This is a genomic window from Microbacterium sp. H37-C3 (assembly GCF_027157935.1).
Classification (GTDB): Bacteria; Actinomycetota; Actinomycetes; order Actinomycetales; family Microbacteriaceae; genus Microbacterium; species Microbacterium plantarum.
On the sequence record NZ_JAPVLR010000002.1, the window covers coordinates 312367 to 335819 of the forward strand.

19 protein-coding genes are annotated in these 23453 nt (G+C 70.6%); 8 read left to right on the top strand and 11 right to left on the bottom strand.

The features are described from left to right. Positions 1-3: 3 nt before the first annotated feature. Positions 4-642 carry a metal-dependent transcriptional regulator gene (locus O1W71_RS06515; protein WP_114589053.1) on the bottom strand — a complete coding sequence of 213 codons (639 nt, stop codon included), beginning with the start codon at positions 640-642 and terminating at the stop codon, positions 4-6. Between the two features lie 38 nt (positions 643-680). On the opposite strand from O1W71_RS06515, the gene O1W71_RS06520 reads away from it, so the two are divergent. After that, positions 681-1349, top strand: coding sequence for a TrmH family RNA methyltransferase (locus tag O1W71_RS06520; protein WP_407667123.1), 669 nt, complete (start codon positions 681-683; stop codon positions 1347-1349). A gap of 18 nt (positions 1350-1367) precedes the next feature. Here O1W71_RS06520 and O1W71_RS06525 read toward each other — a convergent pair whose 3' ends face one another. Together O1W71_RS06525 and O1W71_RS06530 are read right to left on the bottom strand one after the other, a co-directional pair. Further along, the gene (locus O1W71_RS06525; protein WP_269267059.1) at positions 1368-1877 is read right to left on the bottom strand and encodes a hypothetical protein; all 510 of its coding nucleotides are present in this window, start codon (positions 1875-1877) and stop codon (positions 1368-1370) included. A gap of 84 nt (positions 1878-1961) precedes the next feature. Beyond that, the gene (locus O1W71_RS06530) at positions 1962-3278 is read right to left on the bottom strand and encodes an MATE family efflux transporter (protein WP_269267060.1); all 1317 of its coding nucleotides are present in this window, start codon (positions 3276-3278) and stop codon (positions 1962-1964) included. Between the two features lie 127 nt (positions 3279-3405). Here O1W71_RS06530 and O1W71_RS06535 point away from each other — a divergent pair, with 127 nt between their 5' ends. Genes O1W71_RS06535 through O1W71_RS06555 form a run of 5 tightly spaced genes read left to right on the top strand, consistent with a single transcriptional unit; the run spans position 3406 to position 9976 of the window. Next, positions 3406-5202, top strand: coding sequence for an alpha/beta fold hydrolase (locus O1W71_RS06535; RefSeq protein ID WP_269267061.1), 1797 nt, complete (start codon positions 3406-3408; stop codon positions 5200-5202). A gap of 46 nt (positions 5203-5248) precedes the next feature. Beyond that, positions 5249-7246 carry a M13 family metallopeptidase gene (locus O1W71_RS06540; RefSeq protein ID WP_269267062.1) on the top strand — a complete coding sequence of 666 codons (1998 nt, stop codon included), beginning with the start codon at positions 5249-5251 and terminating at the stop codon, positions 7244-7246. 46 nt (positions 7247-7292) lie between these two features. Beyond that, the gene (locus O1W71_RS06545; RefSeq protein ID WP_269267063.1) at positions 7293-8216 is read left to right on the top strand and encodes a serine hydrolase; all 924 of its coding nucleotides are present in this window, start codon (positions 7293-7295) and stop codon (positions 8214-8216) included. Between the two features lie 58 nt (positions 8217-8274). After that, entirely contained in the window at positions 8275-9072 is a 798-nt protein-coding gene (locus tag O1W71_RS06550) for a MerR family transcriptional regulator (protein ID WP_269267064.1), read from the top strand. Positions 9073-9103: 31 nt separating this feature from the next. Continuing rightward, positions 9104-9976, top strand: coding sequence for a hypothetical protein (locus tag O1W71_RS06555; protein ID WP_269267066.1), 873 nt, complete (start codon positions 9104-9106; stop codon positions 9974-9976). A 31-nt stretch (positions 9977-10007) separates the two neighbouring features. On the opposite strand, the gene purU is transcribed toward O1W71_RS06555, so the two are convergent. The 5 genes from purU to O1W71_RS06580 form a co-directional block, all read right to left on the bottom strand. Next, positions 10008-10886, bottom strand: a complete 879-nt coding sequence (purU, locus tag O1W71_RS06560) for a formyltetrahydrofolate deformylase (RefSeq protein ID WP_114589060.1) — start codon at positions 10884-10886, stop codon at positions 10008-10010. A gap of 43 nt (positions 10887-10929) precedes the next feature. After that, positions 10930-11565, bottom strand: coding sequence for an alpha/beta fold hydrolase (locus tag O1W71_RS06565; RefSeq protein WP_112616151.1), 636 nt, complete (start codon positions 11563-11565; stop codon positions 10930-10932). Between the two features lie 100 nt (positions 11566-11665). Next, entirely contained in the window at positions 11666-11935 is a 270-nt protein-coding gene (locus O1W71_RS06570; RefSeq protein WP_112616153.1) for a hypothetical protein, read from the bottom strand. A gap of 21 nt (positions 11936-11956) precedes the next feature. Further along, a complete protein-coding gene (locus O1W71_RS06575) occupies positions 11957-13450 on the bottom strand; it encodes a peptide MFS transporter (RefSeq protein WP_269267067.1) in 1494 nt (497 codons plus the stop codon). 20 nt (positions 13451-13470) lie between these two features. Beyond that, on the bottom strand, positions 13471-14868 hold the full coding sequence (locus tag O1W71_RS06580) for an MFS transporter (RefSeq protein ID WP_269267524.1): 1398 nt from the start codon (positions 14866-14868) through the stop codon (positions 13471-13473). A gap of 75 nt (positions 14869-14943) precedes the next feature. On the opposite strand from O1W71_RS06580, the gene O1W71_RS06585 reads away from it, so the two are divergent. Continuing rightward, on the top strand, positions 14944-15675 hold the full coding sequence (locus O1W71_RS06585; protein WP_181574180.1) for a GNAT family N-acetyltransferase: 732 nt from the start codon (positions 14944-14946) through the stop codon (positions 15673-15675). 100 nt (positions 15676-15775) lie between these two features. Here O1W71_RS06585 and O1W71_RS06590 read toward each other — a convergent pair whose 3' ends face one another. Together O1W71_RS06590 and O1W71_RS06595 are read right to left on the bottom strand one after the other, a co-directional pair. Beyond that, positions 15776-16582, bottom strand: a complete 807-nt coding sequence (locus tag O1W71_RS06590; RefSeq protein ID WP_269267069.1) for an SDR family oxidoreductase — start codon at positions 16580-16582, stop codon at positions 15776-15778. A gap of 153 nt (positions 16583-16735) precedes the next feature. Continuing rightward, a complete protein-coding gene (locus tag O1W71_RS06595) occupies positions 16736-18154 on the bottom strand; it encodes an SPFH domain-containing protein (RefSeq protein ID WP_269267070.1) in 1419 nt (472 codons plus the stop codon). Between the two features lie 140 nt (positions 18155-18294). Here O1W71_RS06595 and O1W71_RS06600 point away from each other — a divergent pair, with 140 nt between their 5' ends. After that, a complete protein-coding gene (locus O1W71_RS06600) occupies positions 18295-19683 on the top strand; it encodes a glycine--tRNA ligase (protein WP_112616161.1) in 1389 nt (462 codons plus the stop codon). Between the two features lie 104 nt (positions 19684-19787). On the opposite strand, the gene O1W71_RS06605 is transcribed toward O1W71_RS06600, so the two are convergent. After that, a complete protein-coding gene (locus tag O1W71_RS06605) occupies positions 19788-23387 on the bottom strand; it encodes an endo-1,4-beta-xylanase (RefSeq protein ID WP_269267071.1) in 3600 nt (1199 codons plus the stop codon). Positions 23388-23453 lie beyond the last annotated feature (66 nt).

The following is a 23453-nucleotide window of genomic DNA, read 5'->3' on the forward strand; positions in this document are numbered from 1 at the left end:
CGCTCAGGCGGTGACCCAGATGGCCGCGGCGGCACCGGGTGGCAGCACGACGGAACCGCCGCCATCGAGCCGCACGCTGTCGCGTCCGCTGACCGTCAGGGTGTGGCCCACGTCGACGCCGTGGCCCTCGAGCGTGCGCAACAGGGCGGGATCACGGTCGCTCACGCGGAGGATGCGGCCCTCGTGGCCGATCGCCGCTTCGGCGAGCAGCACGAACGGTTCGCGATGGACCTCGCCGTCGGCGTCCGGGATCGCGTCGCCGTGCGGATCGAACCGGGGATCGCCGAGCCGTTCGGCGATGCCCGAGAGCAGCCGGTCGCTGATGGTGTGCTCGAGCACCTCGGCCTCGTCGTGGACCTCGTCCCAGGCGTAGCCGAACTCGCGGACGAGCCAGGTCTCGATGAGGCGGTGACGCCGGATGATGGATGCCGCACGCCGCCGGCCGGCTTCGGTCAGGGCCACCGGTCCGTACGGGCGATGCGACACGAGGTCCTGAGCGGCGAGCTTGCGGACCATCTCCGTGACCGTCGACGGCGCGAGCCCGAGCGTCGCCGCGAGCTGCGAGGGGGTGATCGGCGCCGGCTGCCACTCGGTGTGGTGGTAGATCGTCTTCAGGTAGTCGTCGACGGCGGGGGAGGGCACACTCCAGATTATCCGCGGCGGCGGGATAGCCTGTCCCGGTGACCCGCCCCGACCCCGCCGACGCGAGCGGCGACCGCGACGGCGTCGACGCGGAACCGCAGCTGCCGGTCGGCGTGGGGCCGTGGCCGGGCGGTCCGGACGCGTGGCCTGACGACCCCCGGTACGACCCGCAGCTGCTGGCCGACGGTGACCGCCGGAACGTCGTCGACCACTACCGCTATTGGCGGCTCGAGGCGATCGTGGCCGACCTCGACGAGCACCGGCATCCCTTCCACGTCGCGATCGAGAACTGGCAGCACGACATGAACATCGGCTCGATCGTGCGCAGCGCGAACGCCTTCGGCGCGGCGGAGGTCCACATCGTGGGACGGCGGCGGTGGAACCGTCGGGGCGCGATGGTGACCGATCGCTACCAGCACGTCCGCCACCACGAGGATGTGGCCTCCTTCGCGGCGTGGGCACGTGAGAACGACCTCCCGATCGTCGCGGTCGACAACGTCCCGGGGTCGGTTCCGGTGGACCGCGCCGACCTGCCCGAGCGGGCCGTCCTGATGTTCGGTCAGGAGGGGCCGGGGCTGTCGCCCGAGGCCGTGGCTGCGGCATCCGTCGTCGTCGAGATCACGCAGTACGGCTCGACGCGTTCCATCAACGCATCGGCCGCCGGCGCCGTGGTCATGTACGAGTGGTGCCGTCGCTGGGCTCGATGAGGACCGACCGGCGAGAGGTCACCGATCCGGGTGGCGGTCCGGGGTGACGGCGTAGACGAACAGACCCGTCGCCGACGCGCTGAGTTCGACCGTCGCGTCGGCCGGGACGTCCCGGATGCCGTGCGGCTCGGAGTTGCCGTCGACGGCGGCGCACGGCACCTTTCCGCTTTCGATGGTCGTGCCGTCGGCGGTGACGGTGTAGGCCAGCTCGCTTCCCGATCCGGTGACGCAGGCGATCGTCACGACGGCGGGCGCTTCGCCGGCGGTGACGGAGATGATCGGCTCTCTGCCGGGCTCGAGGACACCGGCCTCGCGCTGGGTCCAGGTCGCCCCGCCGAGCCCGTTCTCGGGGATGACGGTGTCAGCCCACTGCCGGGCGTCGTCGGCGGTGGGGCGGGGCAGCGTCCGGGGGTCGTCGGAGCGCGTCGGGATCTCGACCGGCGCTGTCTCCTGCGCGCAGCCGGAGGCGAGCATCCCGACCACGAGCACGGCGGCACCGGCGGCGGCGGCAGAGGTGAGCTTCGGCATGCCGCCACGCTAAGCGCGGAGTCTGAGGTTCGCACGTGAATGGGGTTTCGACCCGATCACAGTTCGGCTTCGCGTCTCCGGGGTTCAGACGGCGATGCGCACCCACGCGCCGCGCCGGACGCGCCACCCCAGCGTGACCAGCCGGGCGATCATGTAGACGCCGAAGAACGCCACCGCGAGCCAGGCGAGGCCTGCCGCGCCGCCCGGGTGCAGCGCTCCGATCACCAGGAGAGCGGGGATGAAGGGGATGAGGTTCAGGCCTCCGGCGATCGCGAGATAGCGCGCGTCGCCGGCGCCCATCAGCACCCCGTCGAGGACGAAGACGATGCCGCAGACGGGCTGCGCGATCGCGAGGACGAGCAGCGCCGGCTGGATCAGGGCGGCCACGGCCGGGTCGCCGGTGAACAGCAACCCGATGGCCCCCGACGTCGCGGCGATGACGCCCCCGACGAGTACGCCGAACCAGGCGCCCCAGGCGACGGTGCGACCGAGGACGCGCTGGACGAAGGCCTCGTCGCCGGCACCCAGGCCACGCCCGATGAGCGCCTGCGCGGCGATCGCGAGCGCGTCGAGCGCGAAGGCCGCGGTGGAGAAGATCGTGAAGGCGACCTGCCAGCCGGCGAGTTCGCTCGTGCCCAGGCCGGTCGCGACGGCGACGGTCGCGAGCAGCGCCGCGCGCAGCGAGACCGTCCGGAGGAACAGCCAGCCGCCGAGACGCGCCGACCCGCGCATGCCGTCGGCGCGGGGCCGGAGCGACGCCGAGTGCCGGCGAGCGAGGCGGCCGATCACGACCACGTAGGCTCCGACCATGCCCCACTGGGCGATCACGGTGCCCATCGCCGACCCGGCGATGCCCCAGCCGAACCCGTAGATGAAGAGGACGTTCAGCACCGCGTTGGCGCCGAAGCCGAGGCCGGCGATCCACAGCGGGGTGACGGTGTCCTGCATGCCGCGCAGCAGCCCGGTCGCGGCGAAGACGATGAGCATCGCCGGAAGACCCCACATCGACAGGCGGAGGTAGGTCTCGGCATCCGTCGCGACGGCCTCGCCGGCTCCGAACATGCCGACCAGCAGCGGCGTGGCGAGCGAGCCCGCGGCCGCGAGCACGGCGCCGAGGCCGAGCGCGAGCCACAGCCCGTCGATCCCCGCGCTGACGGCGCTGGTCGAATCGCCCGCTCCGAAGCGACGGGCCACCGCCGGGGTCGTGGCGTAGGCGAGGAACACCATCAGCCCCACGATCGTCTGCAGCACGGCGCCGGCGATGCCGAGCGCCGCGAGCGGCACGACGCCGAGGTGGCCGATGAGCGCGGCGTCGACGATGAGGAACATCGGCTCGGCGATGAGGGCGCCGAGGGCGGGAACGGCCAGCCGCAGGATCTCGCGGTTGAGCGTGGGCGCCATGACTCGAGCCTAGAGGCGTGACGCCGGCGGACCCGCCTTTGCACGACCGCCGGGTCGCTGTCGAGCGCGCGGAACGCCACCGCAACGACGGCTACCGTGGATCATCGACCGAGGGAGAGGACGCCGGATGCGGCTGCTCGAACGCCTGGCGATTGCGCGCCTGCACGCTCGGCTGCCGACGTGGGTCCGCGTCGTCGTGGCCGCAGCGGCCGTCGTGCTCGGCGTCGTCATCGTCATCCGTCCCACGACGGCTCTCGACGTCCTCGCCTGGTTGATCGGCGGCGGAATGGCGCTGACAGGCCTCCTCGAGCTCACCGGGCGCGAGGGCGAGGCGCACCGCCCGCGCTGGCGCACGGCAACGGGGGTCGCCTGGCTTCTCGGCGGCGCGATCGTCCTCCTCGCGCCGGGACTGACGGTGCGTGTCGTCGCGGTCGTCGTCGGCATCCTTCTCCTCGGTGGCGGCATCCTCGGCGTCATCGCGGCCTTCGGGCGTGGCCGTACCTGGGACGCGCGCATCGCCGACGCCGCTTTCGGCGCGTCGGGCGTCATCTTCGGCGCGCTCGCACTGTTCTGGCCCGACATCACCCTGCTCGTGACCGCCGTCGTCTTCGGCGCCCGGCTGATCATGAGCGGCGTCGTCGACCTCTGGACGCGGCTCCGCCGCCGTCGCGACGACCGCGTGGCCGAACGCGTGGGGCCGGACGGCAGGCCTCGCCGGCGCTGGGGACGGACGGTGGTCGCCATCGCCTCCGTCGCGCTGGCCGTGACCACGACGATCGTGACAGCGCCGTTGCGCGACGGCTCGACCGTCGTCGACGACTTCTATGCGGCGCCGCGTGACCTGCCCGACGAGCCCGGACGTCTCGTGCGGGCGGAGCCGTTCGACGCCGGCATCCCGGCCAGCGCGGAAGGGTGGCGGATCCTCTACACGACGACCGGCCTCGACGGAGATGTCCGCGTCGCGAGCGCCATCGTCGCGGTGCCGCGCGAGGGCGACGGGCAATGGCCGGTGATCGACTGGAACCACGGGACCACCGGGTTCGCGCAGCACTGCGCCCCGTCGCTGCAGCCGCGCGGACTGTGGGCGGGCGCCTTCTACATGCTGCCGCGAGCCATCAAAGAGGGCTGGGCCGTCGTCGGCACCGACTACATCGGACTCGGCACCGAGGGGCCGCATCCCTATCTCGTCGGGCTGCCGAGCGCCCACGCCTCGCTCGACGCCGTTCGGGCTGCGCGCGAGCTCGAGGAGGCCGACCTCGGCGCCCGCACCGTCGTGTGGGGGCATTCGCAGGGCGGTGCGGCGGCGCTGTGGACGGGCGCGGTCGCCCGTGAGTACGCTCCCGAGGTCTGGGTGCAGGGCGTCGCCGCCCTCGCGCCGGCGAGCGACCCCGCAGCTCTCGTGCAGGGCATCTCGAGTGTCACCGGCGGCAGCATCTTCGCGTCCTACGCCTTCGCCTCGTTCTCGTCGATCTATCCCGAGATCGAGTACCGCGACTATGTGCGTCCCGGCGCGGAGACCGTGCTGCGGCAGATGTCGGAGCGGTGCCTGTCCGACCCGACGATCGTGCTCTCCGTCGCCGCGGCTCTCGGGATGAGCCGCGACCCGGCGCTGTTCTCGCGGTCGCCGGCATCCGGAGTGCTCGGGCGGCACCTGCGCGAGAACACGGCGCCGCTGCGCTCCACCGCGCCCGTGCTGCTGGCGCACGGCGGGGCCGACAGCGTCATCCCGGTGCAGACCCAGGCCGCATTCGTCGACCGCATGTGCGCGGCCGGTCAGGACGTCGACTTCCGCACGTACGCGGGGTTCGAGCATGCGGGGGTCGTCGAGCGACCGTCGCCCCTCATCGACGAGCTGTTCGACTGGACGAGGGATCGTTTCGCCGGCATCCCGGTTGCCGAGGGGTGTACCACCACGGAACGCTGAATGGTCTCAGAAGTTCGTGTCGTCCGGTCGGCCTAGCATGGGTGCCATGACCGACCCCGTCCTTCCCTCCGGCATCGACATCGCCGAGCTGAGTCCCGAGATCCGACCGCAGGACGACCTGTTCCGGCACGTCAACGGCAGCTGGCTCGAGCGCACCGAGATCCCCGACGACAAGGCCCGCTGGGGATCGTTCCACGTCATCGCCGAGCAGGCCGAGAGCGACGTCCGCGCCATCATCGACGAGGCGACGACCGCCGAGCCGGGCACGGTGCAGCGGAAGATCGGCGACCTGTTCACGAGCTTCATGGACACGGCTCGCATCGACGAGCTCGGTGCCGAGCCGCTCCGACCGCAGCTGGCGCGCGTCGATGCGGTCGACTCGATCCCGGCGCTGCTGCGCACCGTCGGCGAGCTCGAGCGCGAGGGCATCGGCGGCATGATCGGCACCTTCATCGAGCCCGACCCGGGCAATCCCGAGCGCTACGTCGTGTTCTTCGTGCAGGGCGGGCTGTCGCTCCCCGACGAGAGCTACTACCGCCTCGACGGCTTCGCCCCGACGCGCACGGCCTTCCGCGGATACGCCGAGCGCATGCTCAAGCTCGCCGGGGTCGCAGACGCCGCGGAGCAGGCCGAGCGCATCGCACGGCTCGAGACGGAGCTCGCCGCGCACCACTGGGACAACGTGCGAAACCGCGACGCCGTCGCGACCTACAACCTGCACACGTGGGACGAGGTGACGGCCCTCGCCGGCGTCGACCTCGACCCGTGGCTGGAGGGGCTCGCGCCGCGGCACCGTGACGGTTTCGCCGAGATCAACGTCAATCAGCCGAGCTTCCTCTCCGGGCTCGGCACGCTCTTGACCGACGAGCACCTCGAGGACTGGAAGGCCTGGCTGCGCTTGCAGGTCGTTCGCGCCTCAGCGCCGTTCCTGCCCGAGGCTTTCGTCGCCGAGAACTTCGACTTCTACGGCACCCAGCTCACCGGCGTGCCCGTCAACCGCGAGCGCTGGAAGCGCGGCGTGAGCATCGTGCAGGCGGCGCTCGGCGAGGCTGTCGGCGAGATCTACGTCGAGCGCCATTTCCCGCCGCAGGCCAAGGTCGAGATGGATGCCCTCGTCGACAACCTCATCGAGGCGTACCGGCAGTCGATCACGGGGCTCGAGTGGATGACGCCGGCCACCCGCGAGCGCGCTCTCGAGAAGCTCGCTGCCTTCACCCCGAAGATCGGCTACCCCGACCGCTGGAAGGACTACTCCGCGCTCGAGATCGACCCCACCGACCTCCTGGGCAACGTGCTGCGTTCCACCGAGTGGGAGTACGAGCGTCAGCTGGCGAAGCTCGGTCAGCCGATCGACCGCGACGAGTGGCACATGACGCCCCAGACGGTCAACGCGTACTACAACCCGCTGATGAACGAGATCGTGTTCCCCGCGGCGATCCTGCAGCTGCCCTTCTTCTCGTCCGAGCGCGATGCCGCGGCGAACTACGGCGGCATCGGGGCGGTCATCGGTCACGAGATCGGTCACGGGTTCGACGACCAGGGCAGCGCCTACGACGGCACCGGCGCGCTCAACGACTGGTGGACCGACGCTGATCGTGCTGCCTTCGAGGAGCGCACGGGCGCCCTGATCGAGCAGTACAACGCCCTCGTGCCGCGGGGCCTCGGCGACGAGCACACCGTGAACGGCGCCCTGACCATCGGCGAGAACATCGGCGACCTCGGCGGCCTCGGCATCGCCCTCAAGGCCTACCGGCTCCACCTCGCCGCGACGATGTCGCCGGAGGAGCTGGCCGAAGCGCCCGACGGTCCCGTGATCGACGGCTTCACGGGTGTGCAGCGGCTGCTCCTGAGCTGGGGTCAGATCTGGCAGCAGAAGGGCCGCGACGCCGAGACCATTCGACTGCTCACGATCGACCCTCACGCTCCGAACGAGTTCCGTTGCAACCAGATCGTCCGTAACATCGATGCGTTCTACGACGCATTCGGCGTCACCGAGGGAGACGAGCTGTGGCTCGCCCCTGATCGCCGCGTCACGATCTGGTGATCACCCGAACCGAATCGCTCAGACTGACTCCGACGGAGACGAGAACATGACGGTGGATGGATCCGAGTCCTCCTCCGGGACCGCCCGCTCGCGCGCGGAGCGACGGGGCGCCGCGCGTCCGCGACGTCGCTCGAGCGTGCCGCGCCGGGGGTTCGCGTCGACCGAGAAGGCGCTCGACACGCTGGCGGCTTCAGGAGCACGGGTGTCCGTGCGGGTCAGCGACCTCGACCGCGGCACACCGGTGCTCGCGGGCGACGACTTCGTCACGCTGCCCGTCGCGGGGATGGGGATCGTCCCGCTGCTGATCGAGGTGGCCGCGCGGTTCGACGCCGGGACCCTCGACCCGCTCGAGATCGTCGATCGTTCGACCGTGGGCGACGTCGCCGTCGCGGGACTCTGGCGACACCTCGTGGCACCGGCCCTCCCGCTCGGCGACCTCGCCGTGCTCGCGGCTTCGACGGGCGACGCCCTCGCGGCCAACGCCCTGCTCGAGCGGGTCGGTCTCGATGCGGTGCGCGCCCGGATCGGGAGCCTGGGGATGCCGCGCACGGCGCTGCTCGACCGGTTCCGTGACACCCGTGGGCCCGACGATGCCCCGCACTACGCGCTCGGCACGGCACGCGAGCTCGCCGCGATGTTCGCGGCCCTCGTCAACACCGACGTCGTCTCGCCCGGCGTCAGCGCCCAGGTGTCGGAGTGGCTGAGCCTGAACCACGACCTGTCGCTCGTCGGCTCGGTGACGGGACTCGACCCCTTCGCGCACGACGACGACAAGCACGAGCTGCTGTTCGTGAACAAGACCGGCCGCGCCGACGGCATCCGCGCCGAGGCCGGCGTGCTCGCCGGCCCCCGTGCCGGGGTGTCGTACGCGCTCCTGGTCGGGTTCGACGACCTGTCGATGAGCGACCGCCTGCGCGCTCATGAGGCGTTCCGCGCGTTCGGGCTCGATCTCATGGAGTACGTCTTCTGATCTGATCCCGCTGTTCGCTTGACTCTCACACCGTGTCAGGCTGTCGAGTGGGATCACCATGTTGAGTATCGGAGAGTTCGCCCGGCTGGCCGGCGTGTCGGTGCGGATGCTGCGCCATTACGACCAACTCGGTCTGCTGCATCCGCATCGCGTCGATCCGGCCTCGGGCTACCGCTCGTACTCCGCGTCGCAGCTCGATCGAGCCAACCGGCTGATCGCGCTGAAGGACCTCGGCTTCACCCTCGAACAGGTCGGCCGGCTGCTCGACGACGGTATGTCGTCGGCATCGGTGGCCGCGCTCCTGCGGGATCGGAGGGCTGAGCTGAGCGGTCAGATCACCGCGGACGTACAGCGGCTGCACGAGGTCGAGGCGAGGCTCCGATCGATCGAGAAGGAGATACCCGTGTCCACATTCATCGAGACCGCACTGCCCGAGCTGACTCTGACTCAGCTGTCGGTCCGCATCGACGAGATGGCGCAGATCGAAGACGAGATCAGCGTCATGTTCCAACGCGTGAACGACAGCATCGATGCCGCCGGTGCGCGACGGCTGGGCCCCGGCGTCGCGGTCTACATGACAACAGGCGACGGCATGATCGCCGCCGCGGCCGAGCAGATCGGTGACGCTCCGGTGCCCGACGGCCTCGAGCGGGCGGTCGTCTCGGCCGAACCGCGAGCGCTCACCCTTCGCTACGAGGCCGACGATCTCGCTGGCATCCAGAGCGCGTGGCAGGCGCTGGTCGCCGAGGCGGAGCGGCGCGGACTGCGATCCGACGGCGCGTGCCGCGAGATCTACCTGCAGACGCCCTATGACGGCGACCGATGGGTCATCGACCTGCAGCAGCCCGTGTCCTGAGCGCCGGCGCGGGCAGCGCTAGCCTGGGGGAGTGAGTTTGCTGGATCCCCGAGAAGCCGCACGACGTGAACAGGCCAAGTATCGGGGGACCACCTCCGCCTTGGCCGCGAGCCTGATCTGGGGCATCCTGTCGGTCGCCGCTGCGGCGGTCGTCGGGTTCGCTATCGGCGGCATCTTCGAGCAGCTCCGGGTCGTGAACATCAACAGTGTGTTCGGCACGCGCGACACCGGCGTCCCCATGGCTGCGCGCGGGTGGGGCCTGCCCGTCGGCATCCTTCTGCTGATCGTCTGCATCGGCCAGTACGGCAAGTGGAACCACCGGTTCAGCGCCCGCGAGAAGGGCTACGCGGCGATCGGCCCGCTCACGATGATCCTGGCCGGGCTGGCGATCGGCACGTGGATCGCGACGACGATGTGGATCGAGCCCGACGCCGTCGGCGTCGCCGTCGACCCGACATTCGGCGGCAACGAGACCTGGGGTGTCGGCGAGTGGATCCTGTACGCCGGACAATGGTGGCTGCCCGGGCTCTTCACGCTCCTCGCCGTGCTGAGCTACATCGCGCGGGTGCGCTCCCTCGCGACGCGCCGCCGCAACAACGCGGTCATCTCACGCCTCCTGGCCTCCGGCTCGCGCGTCGACGCGGAGATCGTCGAGGCACCCCTTCCCGCGCATGACGCGTCGCGGATGGCCGCGTCGCTGGTGGCGAAGTTCACCGACGCCGTGGGCACGGATCGTTGGGTCACGACCATGGTGCTCATCGCGCCGCGCGAGGTGCCGGCGATCGGTGACACGCGTCCGCTCGTATTCGATCCCGCCGATCCCGGCGACACGACGCGCATCTTCCTGTCGCCGACCGGCGCGACGGGCCCCGACGACTTCGAGCCGGTGCAGCCCGCGAGCTGAGACCCGGCCCGCGAGCTCGCGCGGCCCGCGGTCAGAAGACGATCGTGTGGTTGCCGTGTCGGATGACGCGGTCCTGTGCGTGCCACAGCACCGCCCGCGAGAGCACCTGACGCTCGACGTCGGCGCCGCGGCGGGCGAGCTCGGCCGCCGTCTCGGCGTGGGTGACCCGGATCGTGTCCTGCTCGATGATCGGCCCCTCATCGAGGTCGGTCGTGACGTAGTGGCTCGTCGCGCCGATGAGCTTGACGCCGCGTTCCTTGGCCTTCTTGTAGGGCTCGGCGCCGATGAAGGCGGGGAGGAACGAGTGGTGGATGTTGATGACGGGCACGCCGAGCTTCTCGAGGAAGTCCGACGACAGGATCTGCATGTAGCGGGCCAGGACGACGAAGTCGACGTTGCCGACGAGCAGCTTCAGGATCTCGGCCTCGGACGCCGACTTGTCGGGGCCGGGCGTCGACGGGACGTGGAAGAACGGGACGTTGAACGAGCGGACGTCCTCGGCCGAGGTGGTGTGGTTCGACACGACCATCGGCACCGTCACGGGCAGATCGCCGCGGCGGTGGCGCCACAGCAGGTCGAGCAGGCAGTGGTCCTGCTTCGACGACAGGATCGCCATGCGCTTGGGCACCGACTGGTCGGTCAGCGACCACTGCAGATCGAACCCGGCGAGCGTCTCGCCGATCTCGGCTTCGATCGACGGGCGGTCGACGGCGAAGTTCGGGCGGTGGAAGACCACGCGGCAGAAGTAGGCGCCACCGGTCGGGTCGTCGGAGTACTGGTCGAACGCGACGATGTTGCCGCCCACGCGGGTGACCATCGCCGACAGGGCGGCGATGATGCCCGGCTGGTCCTGCCCGTGCACGATGAGGCAGGCGTGGGCGGGGTGGAGCGCAGTCGACGAATCGGTCATCCTTCGATTCTGCCCTGTCCCAGCCCCCGGTTCGGCACCCGGCTCAGTCGACGTCGAGGTAGTCCTCGATGACGAAGGCGGCCTCGCCGGCGTGCGTCGCCGGGAAGAGGTGCCCGCCACCCTCGAGGGTCACGAGGCTGACGAGGCCGGGAGCGGCGGCCTGCAGGCGCTCGCCGTTCGCGGGCGGCAGCACCTCGTCGTCGGCGCCCTGAATGAGCATGACGGGAACCGTCGGGGCGAGCGCGCGCCACTCCTCGGCCGACACGGATGCCGCGGCCGCCGCCTGCAGCGGCTCGAGGTCGGTGCGGGGCTCGTCGCCCTCGGCGCCGAGCAGCAGCACGCCGTCGACGCGGTCGGTGTGGTCGATCGAGACGGTGCGCGCGACGGCGCCGCCGAAGGCGTGACCGCCGACCCAGGCGTCGCCGAGTCCGACGTGGTCCATGACGTCGACGACATCCTGTGCCAGGTCGTGCAGCGTGACGCCCTCGGTCTGCGCCGTGCGGTAGCCGACCCGCAGGATGCGGAAGTCCTCCTCGGCCAGCACGTGGGCGAGCGTTCCGAGCGCCGCGACGTTGCTGTAGCCCGGGATCAGCACCAGGACCGGCTCGCTGCCGGCATCCTCGACGTAGGGGATGGCGCGGCCCTCGGGCTCGAAGATCTGCGGCTGTGTGTCGGTCATGGCTCCCTCTCGCGGTGTCCTGCGACCATTCACGCTAGCCGAATCAGCTGGGCGCCCGCGGTCGCGGGTGCATCGCGGCCCGACAGCCCGCGGGGGTGGGTCACCAGACGATGCCGCCGCCGAGCGAGATGCCGCCCCAGGTGAGCAGCACGAAGATGCCCGCGAAGACGACCGGAGCGATACCGGCGCCGCTGCGCGCGAGGCCCTTGAGCAGGGCGATCACCACCAGCACGGCGGCCACGAGCGAGAGACCGCCCCCGAGCACGAAGCCGATGAACAGCGGGATCGGCATGAGGATGAGCCCGAGGAGGCCGACCCAGAAGGCGGCCCAGGCGGTGGGGTTGGAACGACGCGCGACGGAAGAGGACATGTGTCCATCCTCTCGCGTGTGTCAGCGGACGTCGCGCATGAGAGCGAGCACGGGCTTGCGGGCCGCTGCGAGCGCGAGGCCGAGGACGATCGCGATGGCGGCGAGGATCGAGAAGTAGGGCACCTCGTTCTCGGGATTGTAGAGCGGCGCGAGCAGTCCCGAGATCGCCGTTCCCAGCGAGACCGAGAGGAAGAACAGCGCGACCATCTGCGTCTGGAACCTCGCCGGCGCGAGCTTCGTCGCGGCCGACAGCCCGACGGGCGAGATCAGCAGCTCGGCGACGGTGAAGACGAACAGAATGCCGACGATGCCGAGCAGCGGTGTCGCGGCCGGGCCGCCGCCGGCGAATGGCAGGAAGAGCAGGAACGCCAGTCCCATGACGATGACGCCCGCGGCGAATTTGATCGGCGTCGAGGGCTGACGTGTTCCGAGCTTCGTCCACAGGGCCGCGAAGACCCCCGAGAGGATGATGATGAACACGGGGTTGATGGAATTGACCCAGTCCGGCGGCATCTCCCACCCGAGGACGTTCCGGTCCAGCCGCTTCTCGGCGTAGATCGGGATGACGGTGAACTGCTGCTGATACAGCGACCAGAAGGCGACGCTGACGATGAACAGCGGGATGAAGCCGTACACGCGCGACCGCTCGGTCGAGGTGATCCGGGAGCTCGAGATGATCACGGTGAAGTAGGCGATCGTCGCGGCGATGACGACGATGACGACGACGAGCGACAGGTTGTCGGCCCGGATGACGCCGAGGGTGATCAGGAGCGCGATGGCCGCGACGGCTGCGACCGCGATGCCGATGACCAGCGGGTAGCGCGACCGGGGCAGCGGGTTGGGAACGCGACGTGCGGCCTCGGGCAGCGACCGGCGTCCGATCGCGTACTGGATCAGGCCGATGGTCATGCCGACCGCCGCGGCTCCGAACGCCCAGTGGAAACCGAGGCTCGTGCGCAGGAAGCCGGTGAGCAGCGGCCCCGCGAAGGCGCCGAGGTTGATGCCGAGGTAGAACAGCGAGAATCCGGCGTCGCGGCGGGGGTCGTGCTCCGAGTAGAGGGATCCGACGACCGCCGTGGCGTTCGCCTTCAGCCCGCCCGAGCCGAGCGCGACCAGCACGAGTCCGACCGCGACAGACAGCAGCCCCGGGAGCACGGCGAGCGCGACGTGGCCCGCGACGATGATGATCGCGCTGAAGAAGAGCATGCGCTCGGAGCCGAGCAGGCGATCGGCGATCCAGGCTCCGAGGATCGTGGAGAGGTAGACCGCTCCGCCGTAGGCGCCGACGATGCCGACGGCTGTGGCCTCGGGCAGGCCCGCCCCGCCCTCCGAGACCGAGAAGTAGAGGTAGTAGACCAGGACGATCTGCATGCCGTAGAAGCTGAACCGCTCCCACAGCTCGACACCGAAGATATGTGTGAGCGCCCACGGCTGCCCGAAGAAGCGGCGGTCGTTCCGGCTGTCGTCGGGGGAGTGGGGGCGGGATGCGGTGGTGTCTGCGTCCTCGTGGCTCATGGATGCCGACGATACGCCGCTCAGGGCAGCGACGGGCGCGACTCGTGCGGATCGCGGCGCTGCGGTATGCACAGCGCCACGGCCAGGGCGATCACGGCGGCGCCCAGGCCGAGGGCGAACGAGACCTGGAACGCGGCCGGTGTCGGCACGGCGACGCCGTCGCGCTCGATCGACAGGGCAGCCAGCACGGCGCCGACGAGAGCGGCCGCGGTGCTCGTCCCGAGGGAGCGGAAGAGGGCGTTCAGGCCGTTCGACGCGCCGGTCTCGGTCGGCGGGACCGAGCGCATGATGAGCATCGGCATGCCGGCGTAGCCGAATCCGATGCCGACGCCGATGAGGAGGTTCGCCACGAGCAGGTGCCAGACCTCGGAGGCCCACAGCAACGAGAAGCCGTAGGCGAGGATCAGGGCGATCGAGCCGAGGACGAGCAGCAGGCGCGGCCCCACCGTTCGGGCCAGCCGCCCCGAGAACGGCGAGAGGATCATCATCACCAGACCCGCCGGCATGATGATGAGGCTCGCCTGCAGCAGCGTCAGCCCGAAGCCGCCGACCGTCTCGGGAAGCTCGAGCATCTGCGGGTACGACACGTTCGAGGCGAAGAGCGAGAAGCCGATCGCGATCGACGCGAGGTTGGTCAGCAGCACGGCCGGGCGGGCGGCGACGCGCAGGTCGAGCAACGGGTCGGCGATGCGCAGCTCGAACCGGCCCCACACCAGCAGGACGAGGATGCCGCCGAGGCCGCACGCGAGGGTCGCCGCCGAGGTCCAGCCCCAAGTGTTCCCGCGCGAGACCGCGAGGAGCACTCCGGTCAGACCGACCGCGAGGCCGATCGCCCCGATGAGGTCGAAGCGCCCCGGCGTCCGCAGCACGCTCGGGGGAACGACGAGCACGACCAGCACGAGCACGATCGCGCCCAGGCCCGCCGACATCCAGAACAGCACGTGCCAGTCGCTCGTCTCGGTGATGAGCGCGCTCACGGGCATGCCGACGGCGCCCCCGACGCCGAGGGTCGCCGACATCAGTGCGATCGCCGCGTCGACGCGGTTCTCGTGCAGCACGTCGCGCATGATCGAGATCCCGAGGGGCACGACGCCGGTCACCGCACCCTGCAGCGCGCGCCCCACGATCACCCCGACGATGTCCGTGGACAGCCCCGCGACGACCGACCCGGCGATGAGCAGGCCGAGCAGTACGAGCACGATGCGGCGCTTGCCGTACATGTCGCCGAGGCGCCCCGCGATGGGGGTGAACACCGCGGCGGCGAGGAGGGTGGCGGTGACGACCCACGCCGTGTCTTCGCGGCTCGCGTCGAGCAGCTCGGGCAGTTTCGACTGAATGGGGACGACGAGGGTGAACATGAACGACGAGGCCAGTCCCGCGATCGCCAGCACCGTGACGATCGCGCCCTGTCGCGGCATCCGGGTGAGTCGTCGTCGTCCGCTCTCACCCGATGCCATCCCTTCAGGCTATCCGCGGCGGCGTAGGGTGGGCTCATGAGCGAGAGCGTTCCCCCGACCCCAGCCGACGTGCCCGCGGGGATCGACATCCGCCCCCTCGAGACCGTCGCCGACATCTTCGCCGGCGCCGCGGTGCTGCGCGAGGTGTGGGGCGGCGACCGCGATTCGGTGCCCACGAACCTCATGCGCGCCCTCGCCTACTCCGGCAACTACGTGGTCGGACTCTTCGACGGCGACCGGGTCGTCGGTGCGTCGGTGGCGTTCTTCGCCGAGCCGGGTGCGCGGTCGATGCACTCGCACGTGACCGGTGTGCTGCCGGAGTACCAGCAGCAGGGACTTGGGCGCGTGCTCAAGCAGCACCAGCGCGCGTGGGCCTTCGCCCGTGAGGTCGGCACCATCACGTGGACGTTCGACCCGCTCTTCGCGCGCAACGCGCACTTCAACCTGCAGGTACTCGGAGCCCGCATCAGCGACTACCTCGTCGACCAGTACGGGCTCATGGACGACGGCATCAATCGCGGCGAGGTCACCGACCGGCTCATGGTGACGTGGCCGCTCGCGGCGCCGCCGCAGGAGCGTCCGTCCGACGACCGGATCGTCGCGACGATCGAGGTGCCCGCCGACATCCACGCCATCCGCGCCGCCTCTCCCGCGGACGCCGACGCCTGGCGCGACCGCGTGCGCGCGCAGTTCCTCGAGCACTTCGCGGCCGGGCTCACCGTCGGCGGCTTCGACGACGAGCGCGGCTACCTTCTCGTCCGGCCCTGACACGCGCGGCGCGGCCGAGAAACCCCGCGAGGTCCCACTCCGGCCGGGTATGAACTCTGCATAACCGGCCCAAGTGGGACCTCGGGGTGTGTGGACGCGGTTACTCCGCGCCGGCGTCGCGCCAGTCGTCGGACTCGAGGTGCGAGCCGGCCTGCGGGCCCATCTGCAGCATCCCTCCGTCGACGACCCACGTCGCACCGGTGACATACGACGACGCCGGCGACGCCAGGAACGCGACGACCGCGGCGATCTCCTCGGGCTTGCCCGGACGCGGGATCGGGATGCCGGGGCGGTGGGTCTTGTCGGCCTCGTCGCCTTCCATGTCGTTGATGGGGGTCGCGATCTCGCCGGGCGCGACGGAGTTGACGGTGATGTCTCGGGGGCCGAGCTCCTGCGCCATCGTCTTCACGAGGCCTTCGAGGCCGTGCTTCGAGGCGACGTAGGCGGCCGAGCCGACGCGCGGCTGCGAGCCGTGGACGCTCGTCACCGCGATGATGCGCCCGCCGTCACCGGCATCCGCCATGAGCTTCGCGGCGGTCTGCATTCCGAGGAAGGCGCCGTCGAGGTTGAGCGCGACGACCGTCCGCCACCCGTCGAGGTCGAGGTCGAGCACGGGCCCGCCGGTGCCGCCGCCGGCGTTGTTGACGAAGACGTCGAGGCCGCCGAGCTCCTCGGCGAGGTGCTCGATGACACCGGGGACCTTCTCGAACTCGGTCGCGTCGAACTGGGCGACGACGGCCTTGCGGCCCCGGGCCCGAACGCCCGCTGCGGTCTCGTTCGCGCCCTCCTCGTCGGAGTGCCAGGTGACCCCGACGTCCATCCCCGCGTCGGCGAGGGCGAGGGCGGTCGCACGGCCGATCCCCGAGTCGGAAGCGGTCACGATGGCACGGCGAGGAGTGAACGTCATGCCCCGACGCTACGAACCCCCGGCGCGGTGTCGCACCCGGTTGACAATCCCGCGCGGGAACTCCTCAGATCCCGGCGCCCGGAAACGACGAAGCCCCGTCATCACGCGAGAGGTGAGACGGGGCGTCGTCGGATGTGAGGAGTCAGCGCGGGGTCACTCCGCGGAGGTCTCCTCCGGAGCCGGAGCCGGAGCCGGAGCCGGAGCCGACGCCGAAGCCGCGGCGGCGTCGTCCTCGCGCAGGCCCTGGGCAACACCGCGGCCGGTGGCCTGGCCCTGGATGATCTGGCGCAGGTCGATGCCGGTCGTGGCCTGCACGGCGTCAAAGGTGGCGCGCATGCTCGACGCGCTCTCGGAGGCGATGTGGCTCGATGCGCCGTCGCCGCCGAGCACCGTGATGGAGCCGACCTTGTCGAAGCCGCGGGCGAACTCGGTCATCAGCGGCACGAGGGCCTCGATCGCACGCTGGGCGAGCAGGGCCTCCTGGTTCTGGGCGATGGCGGCGGCCTCGGCCTCGATCGCCTCGGCGCGGGCCTCACCGGCCAGGCGCACGGCGTCGGCCTCGGCCTGGGCGCGCAGGCGCGTGGCCTCGGCCTCCTGGGCAGCGATCTGTGCGCGGGCCTCGGCGGCCTTGACCTCGGCGTACGCATCGGCGTCGGCCTTGCGCTGGCGCTCGTAGAGCGAGGCGTCGGCGACCTTCTTGATGTCGGCGTCGAGCTGGGCCTGCCGGTTCTCGGCGGCCTGCAGCAGCACGTCCTGCTCGCGCTGCGCGCGGGCGAGAGCCTCGGCCTGCTCTGCCTCGGCGCGGGCGCGGCCGACCTCGGCGGAGGCGGCGGCGGAGTTCTTGTCGTACGCGGTCTGCTCGATGAGGTTCGCCTCGTCGGTCGCGAGCTGACGCGCCTTGACCTCGCGGGCGGCGTTGATGCGGGCAACCTCGGCCTCGCGGCGAACGCGCTCGACCTCGGTCGCGCCGAGGGCGTCGATGTAGCCGTTCTTGTCGGTGATGCCCTGGATCTGGAACGAGTCGAGGATGAGGCCCTGGGCCAGCAGGTCGCTCTTGATGCCCTCGGCGATCTGGTCCGACAGTTTCTGGCGGTCCTTCATGAGCTGCTCGACGGTCAGCGTTGCGACGACGCCGCGGAGCGCGCCCTCGAGCTGTTCGGTCGTGAACTGCTCGATCGCGCCGTCCTGCGACAGGAAGCGCTCGGCGGCACGACGCACGAACTCGGGGTCCGAGCCGATCTTCACGAGGGCCACGCCTGCCACCGACACGGTGACGCCGTTGGATGCCTGAGCCGTGGGCTCCATCTTGATCTGACGTGCGCGCAGCGAGATCATCTCGGCGCGCTGGGTCAGCGGGTTGACGAGGGCGCCGCCGCCGGTGATCACCGAGATGCGCGAGGAGTCTCCCGCCGCGTTCTTCTGGCTGCGACCGACGACGACGAGTGCCTGGTCGGCCTTGGCGACCTTGTACCAGGCCCGCACCATGATCAGCAGGAAGATCAGAAGGATGATGACGGCGATCACGGCGATGCCGCCGATCACGAGCGCGCCTCCGGCGAATAGAGCTTCCATGCTGACCTTTCCCGTGCGTAACGATGTGTCCTTCGACCGTATCGGGGTCGACCTGCGCGGCGCGACTAGAATCGAGGATGCCGTTGTCTGCGGCATCCGCGCCGCCGGCGCATCCCGAAAACGACCATGAGGAGCCACCTGTGGCCGAGCAGTCCCGCCTCGACAAAGTCATCGCCCTCGCCCGTCACCGCGGGTTCGTCTTCCAGGCGGGGGAGATCTACGGCGGTTCGCGCTCCGCGTGGGACTACGGCCCCCTCGGCACGGAGCTCAAGGAGAACATCCGCCGCCAGTGGTGGCAGACCTTCGTGCGCGGTCGCGGCGACATGGTCGGCCTCGACTCGTCGATCATCCTGCCCAAGCGCGTCTGGGAGGCCTCCGGCCACGTCGCGACCTTCACCGACCCCCTGGTCGAGTGCCTGCAGTGCCACAAGCGCTTCCGCGAAGACACCCTCATCGAGGACTTCGAGGCGCGCAAGGGCCGCAAGGCCGAGAACGGCCTCGCCGACGTCCCGTGCCCGAACTGCGGCACCAAGGGCCAGTACACCGAGCCCAAGTCGTTCTCGGGCCTCGTGAAGACCTACCTCGGCGTCGTCGACGACGAGACCGGCCTGTACTTCCTGCGCCCCGAGACCGCGCAGGGCATCTTCGTGAACTTCTCGAACGTGCTCACCGCGAGCCGCAAGAAGCCGCCGTTCGGCATCGGCCAGGTCGGCAAGGCGTTCCGCAACGAGATCACGCCGGGTAACTTCATCTTCCGCACGCGCGAGTTCGAGCAGATGGAGATCGAGTTCTTCACGCCGCCCGCCGAGGCGCAGCAGTGGTTCGAGCACTGGGTCGAGGCGTGCTGGAACTGGTTCATCGAGCTGGGCATCGACGCCGACAACATGCGGCGCTTCGACGTCCCCGAGGACGACCGCGCCCACTACTCCGCCGGCACGATCGACGTCGAGTACCGCTTCGGGTTCCCGGGCAAGGAGTGGGGCGAGCTCATGGGCGTCGCGAATCGCACCGACTACGACCTGGGCAGCCACTCCGAGGCATCCGGCCAGTCGCTGACCTACTTCGACCAGGCATCCGGCGAGAAGTACACGCCGTACGTGATCGAGCCCTCGTTCGGCCTGACGCGGGCCATGATGGCCTTCCTCGTCGACGCGTACGACGAAGAAGAGGTGCCCAACGCGAAGGGCGGCGTCGACACCCGCACCGTGCTGCGCCTCGACCCGCGCCTGGCGCCCGTCAAGGTGGCCGTGCTGCCGCTCAGCCGCAACGAGCGCCTGTCGCCGCTGGCGCGCGAGGTCGCCGACACCCTCCGTGGCCGCGGCTGGAACATCGACTTCGATGACGCCGGTGCAATCGGGCGCCGCTACCGCCGTCAGGACGAGGTCGGCACGCCGTTCTGCGTCACCGTCGACTTCGACTCGCTCGACGACCGGGCCGTCACCGTGCGCGACCGCGACACGATGGCGCAGGAGCGCATCGCGCTCGACGCGCTCGAGGGCTATCTCGCCGAGCGCCTGCGCGGTGCCTGACGCACCTTCGGACGGAGAAAAGCGCGAACCTCGGAGCCATCCTGCGATGGACTCCGAGGTTCGCGCTCTTCTCCGACGTTCGCGCCTGAGAGCAGACCCGCGGGTCAGGGGGTGCGGCGTCGCCGCAGCGCCAGGAACAGTCCGCCCGCGGTGAGCAGCACCGCCGCGGCGAGCGCCGCACCCCACGGCAGTTCGCCGCCGGTCGCGCTGAGGCTACCGCTCCCGCTGGCCGTGCCGCCCGCGGCGGCGCTGCCGCTCGAGGCGCCGCTCACGACCGTCACGGCCACGCGGATGTCGTCGAACCCGGGCGACGTGATGACGAGCGTGTGCTCTCCGGTCGGGAGGTCACGGGGGATGGCGACGGCGAAGCGCACCTCGCCTGACGCATCGGCCGCGGGGATGCCGCTGACGACGATCGGATCGCTGTACAGCGTGGCGCCGATCTGCTGCTGCGGCTCGAGGCCCGAGACCCGCACGGGCAGCGATCCGCCCTGGGCCACGCGGCCGTCGCCGATGTCGACGGTCGCCCACGCGTCGGGCTCGCCGGGCTCACCCGGACCGCCCGGTTCGCCCGGCGTGGTCAGCGACTCGACGAGGTGCACGACGCCCCACCGCGAGGTGGTCTGGTAGCCGGTGCCGGTCGGCTCGGCCCACGTGTGCACGGCGAAGCGCGAGCCGCCGCGAGCGTCGTTGACCTGCGCGTCGAAGCCTTGGAAGGTGCCGGCACCACCGAGCGGAACGTCGCTCTGCCCGCCGGACTGACCGACGAGGTCGATGGCCGCCTCGACGATGTACCCGTTCGCGGTGCGCGCGGTCGCGCTCTCGAGCAGTCGTGACCGCTGGAGCGCCTCGTTGCCGGTGCCGAAGGTGACGTCGCCGTCGACCGTGATGCGGATCTGCGTGTCGTTGGGACCGTACGCGCCGCTCTTGGTGTTGCCGAGATCGAGGAAGATCTCGACGCCGTCGCGGTTCCAGGGATCGCTGTTCGACGTGTCGATCTCGGGATCGACGACCTCGAACAGGGTGTAGAGCACGTTGTCGCGCCAGAGCGTCCGGACCGTCGCCGTGGCGCCGGTCGCGTCGCCCTCGACGCGCTTGGCCGTCTCGATCCGCGGAGCGTCGGCCCACGCGTCATCCACGACCGCGTCGACCGTGATCGTATCAGCGCGGGGGATCTCGAGGTACGACAGCTCCTCGTAGAAGGTCAGCTGACCCGTGGCACCCGCCGAGTTCCACGATCCCACGAGCCCGTCGGCACCGAAGACGCGCACGTCGAATGCGGCGGTCGCGCCTACGGCCGGGGCTTCGTGCGGCAGCTGAACGACGGAGTAGAACGCGCCGCCGGCCTCGACGGTCCGGCCGGCGAGGTCGCCGCCGGTGCCGAAAGCGGCCTGCTCGTCACGGTAGGTGAACTCGATCCGCTCGGGCCGCACGTTCGAGCGAACGAGCACCGTGAGGTGATCGTCGCTCCAGCGCGTCTGGAAACCGCCCGCGTCGCCGGTGAGCGGGTGCTCGGGCAGGTTGCGCCATTCGGCGGCATCGACGATCGCGCCGTCGAGCCCCACGTCGCCGCGGAACACATCGGCGGTCGTCACCAGCGGCGGCAGACCGTCGTCCTGGCCGATCGCACCGAAGAACGCCGACTTCGCGCTCAGGTCGCCCGCGAACAGCAGCGGCGCCTGCTCCGAGCGCCACGAGCGGGCGTCGGTGAGACCCCACACGGTGACCGAGTAGAGGCCCTCGGATGCCGGCGCCCCGGCGTGGTAGCCGCGGAACACCTCGAACGCGTCGCGGTAGTAGTACCCCTGGCGCGCGAGGTTCGCCGCGGTGGCGGGGTTGACGGTGACGTCGAGCTCGGTGACCGCCTGCATGAGGCCGAGTCCGGCGAACCGGTCGAGCGTGCTCGCGAGAGCGCTGACAGGGGTGTTGATCGAGACGTGGAACTGGTGGCCGACGCCGTCGAGGGGCGTTCCGGCGGCGACCATCCGGCCGACGAGGGCCTCGTACTGCGTTCCCTTGGCGTCCTGCTCGGTGTTGTAGTCGTTGATGAACAGCTTCACGGGGCGGTCCGAGCCCGGGGCCGCATAGTCGCGGTTGAACGCCTGGTCGGCGAGCCGGAAGGCGAGGTGGATGAACTCCTCACCGAGGACGTCGTGCCACCGGCTGGTTCGCAGGCCGTCGGGCGTCGCCTGGTCGGAGATGACCTCGTTGACGACGTCCCACGCGACGAGGGGATTGGTCTCGGACCCGAACAGGCCGTAGTCGTCGGCGATCGACCGGGCGACGTCGTCGATGTGCGTCGCGAGCCGGTCGCGCAGCAGCTGCTTGTCGGCCTCCGAGTCGGTGAGCTCTCGCCCGGAAGCATCCTGGAAGAACCAGTCGGGGGTCTGGGCGTGCCACAGCAGCACGTGCCCGTAGAGCCGCAGGCCGTTCGCGGCCGCGTAGTCGAGCAGCGCGGTGGCCTGCGGGTGGCGCTCGAACCGCTGCTGGTCGTCGTACCAGGCCTCGACCTTCATGTGGTTCTCGGGTGTGATCTGGTCGAAGTGGTGCCGGAGCAGATCGGATGCCGCGCCGCTGGTCTCGCGCTGATCGATCGCGACGCCGACGGGGAAGTCGGTCGTGTCCTTCAGCGGAGTGAGATCGAGGTCGCCTTGGCCGGCTTCGGGCACCGCGACCCGCACCTGGTCGACGAGGAACGGCGAGGTGTTGCCGGAGTTGTACCGCGCCTCGATGTAGAGCTCGGCCGCGGCGTCGTACCCGGGGATCGTGATGTCGCCGGCGACGGTTGTCCATCCGGTCGCCGAGACGCTCTCGGCCTGCAGGAGGTTGGTATAGGTGACCGTGCCGCCGTCGTCGGTGCGCATCGAGACGGTGAGGCCCTGGCCGGGATCCGCGCCGGGCGCGAAGCGCAGCGCCGCGGAGAAGGCGTAGGTCTGTCCCGCGAGAAGGGTGTCGGTGACATCGAGGAGGATGCCGTCGCCTTCGTGCGTCCGATCGGTGACGAGAGCCGCGTGCGACGACTCGACGGCTCCGCCGGGCACGACCTCCACGGTCGGGCCGGCACCGCTCGACCCGGCCCGCGGCTGCCAGGCGCCGAGGGCGCCGTCGTCGAACGTGCTCTCGATCAGGACGGTGCCCGGGGCGTCGGGGCCGGTACCCGGATTCGTGCCCGGATCGCCGTCCGTCGCCGTGACGGTGACGTCGTCGACGAGGTAGGTGTACGCGGCCGTGCCGGCGATGTCGCCGGTGCCGAGGTAGAGCCGGACGTCCTCGGTGGTCTGCGGCGACGTCCAGGTGCCGGTGACCGTCGTCCAGTCGCCGGCCGTGATGGTCGTGTTCCCGATCCAGGTGTATCCCGGGACGCCGACCCAGCGCGCCTGCGTGTCGGGCGTGCCCGCGGCCAGCCGGACGCGGGCGCTGACGGTGTACTCGGTCTCGGGCTCGAGGATGCCCAGCGCCGTCTGGATGCCGACGTAGTCGGCGTCGCGGTCCCGCACGACGAGAGCGCCGTCGACGTAGTCGAGCGTGGAGCCGTCGCCTCCGCTCTGCGTCAGCGCGTCACCGAGCGTCGGGCTCGAGAAGTCGTTGGCGACGACGGGGGTAGTCGCTCCGGGGGCCGCGGCGGCTCCCGTCGCGACGAGTAACGGTGCGGCGAGCGCCGCGGTCGCCGCGGCTGCCAGTAAACGGGGTCGACGAATTCGCATGGTTCGAGCGCTCCTTTGCGCAGACCGGGGGTACGGAATGTCGACTACTCAAACATATTCGGTGTC

Excerpts from the sequence above, each read along its gene's own strand:
- O1W71_RS06575 (WP_269267067.1), bottom strand. The coding sequence starts at position 13,450 with ATGAGCCACGAGGACGCAGACACCACCGCATCCCGCCCCCACTCCCCC.
- O1W71_RS06595 (WP_269267070.1), bottom strand. The coding sequence starts at position 18,154 with ATGGAAGCTCTATTCGCCGGAGGCGCGCTCGTGATCGGCGGCATCGCC.
- O1W71_RS06590 (WP_269267069.1), bottom strand. The coding sequence starts at position 16,582 with ATGACGTTCACTCCTCGCCGTGCCATCGTGACCGCTTCCGACTCGGGG.
- O1W71_RS06535 (WP_269267061.1), top strand. The coding sequence starts at position 3,406 with ATGCGGCTGCTCGAACGCCTGGCGATTGCGCGCCTGCACGCTCGGCTG.
- O1W71_RS06580 (WP_269267524.1), bottom strand. The coding sequence starts at position 14,868 with ATGCCGCGACAGGGCGCGATCGTCACGGTGCTGGCGATCGCGGGACTG.
- O1W71_RS06540 (WP_269267062.1), top strand. The coding sequence starts at position 5,249 with ATGACCGACCCCGTCCTTCCCTCCGGCATCGACATCGCCGAGCTGAGT.
- O1W71_RS06585 (WP_181574180.1), top strand. The coding sequence starts at position 14,944 with ATGAGCGAGAGCGTTCCCCCGACCCCAGCCGACGTGCCCGCGGGGATC.
- purU (WP_114589060.1), bottom strand. The coding sequence starts at position 10,886 with ATGACCGATTCGTCGACTGCGCTCCACCCCGCCCACGCCTGCCTCATC.
- O1W71_RS06525 (WP_269267059.1), bottom strand. The coding sequence starts at position 1,877 with ATGCCGAAGCTCACCTCTGCCGCCGCCGCCGGTGCCGCCGTGCTCGTG.
- O1W71_RS06530 (WP_269267060.1), bottom strand. The coding sequence starts at position 3,278 with ATGGCGCCCACGCTCAACCGCGAGATCCTGCGGCTGGCCGTTCCCGCC.
- O1W71_RS06570 (WP_112616153.1), bottom strand. The coding sequence starts at position 11,935 with ATGTCCTCTTCCGTCGCGCGTCGTTCCAACCCCACCGCCTGGGCCGCC.
- O1W71_RS06550 (WP_269267064.1), top strand. The coding sequence starts at position 8,275 with ATGTTGAGTATCGGAGAGTTCGCCCGGCTGGCCGGCGTGTCGGTGCGG.
- O1W71_RS06605 (WP_269267071.1), bottom strand. The coding sequence starts at position 23,387 with ATGCGAATTCGTCGACCCCGTTTACTGGCAGCCGCGGCGACCGCGGCG.
- O1W71_RS06565 (WP_112616151.1), bottom strand. The coding sequence starts at position 11,565 with ATGACCGACACACAGCCGCAGATCTTCGAGCCCGAGGGCCGCGCCATC.
- O1W71_RS06545 (WP_269267063.1), top strand. The coding sequence starts at position 7,293 with ATGACGGTGGATGGATCCGAGTCCTCCTCCGGGACCGCCCGCTCGCGC.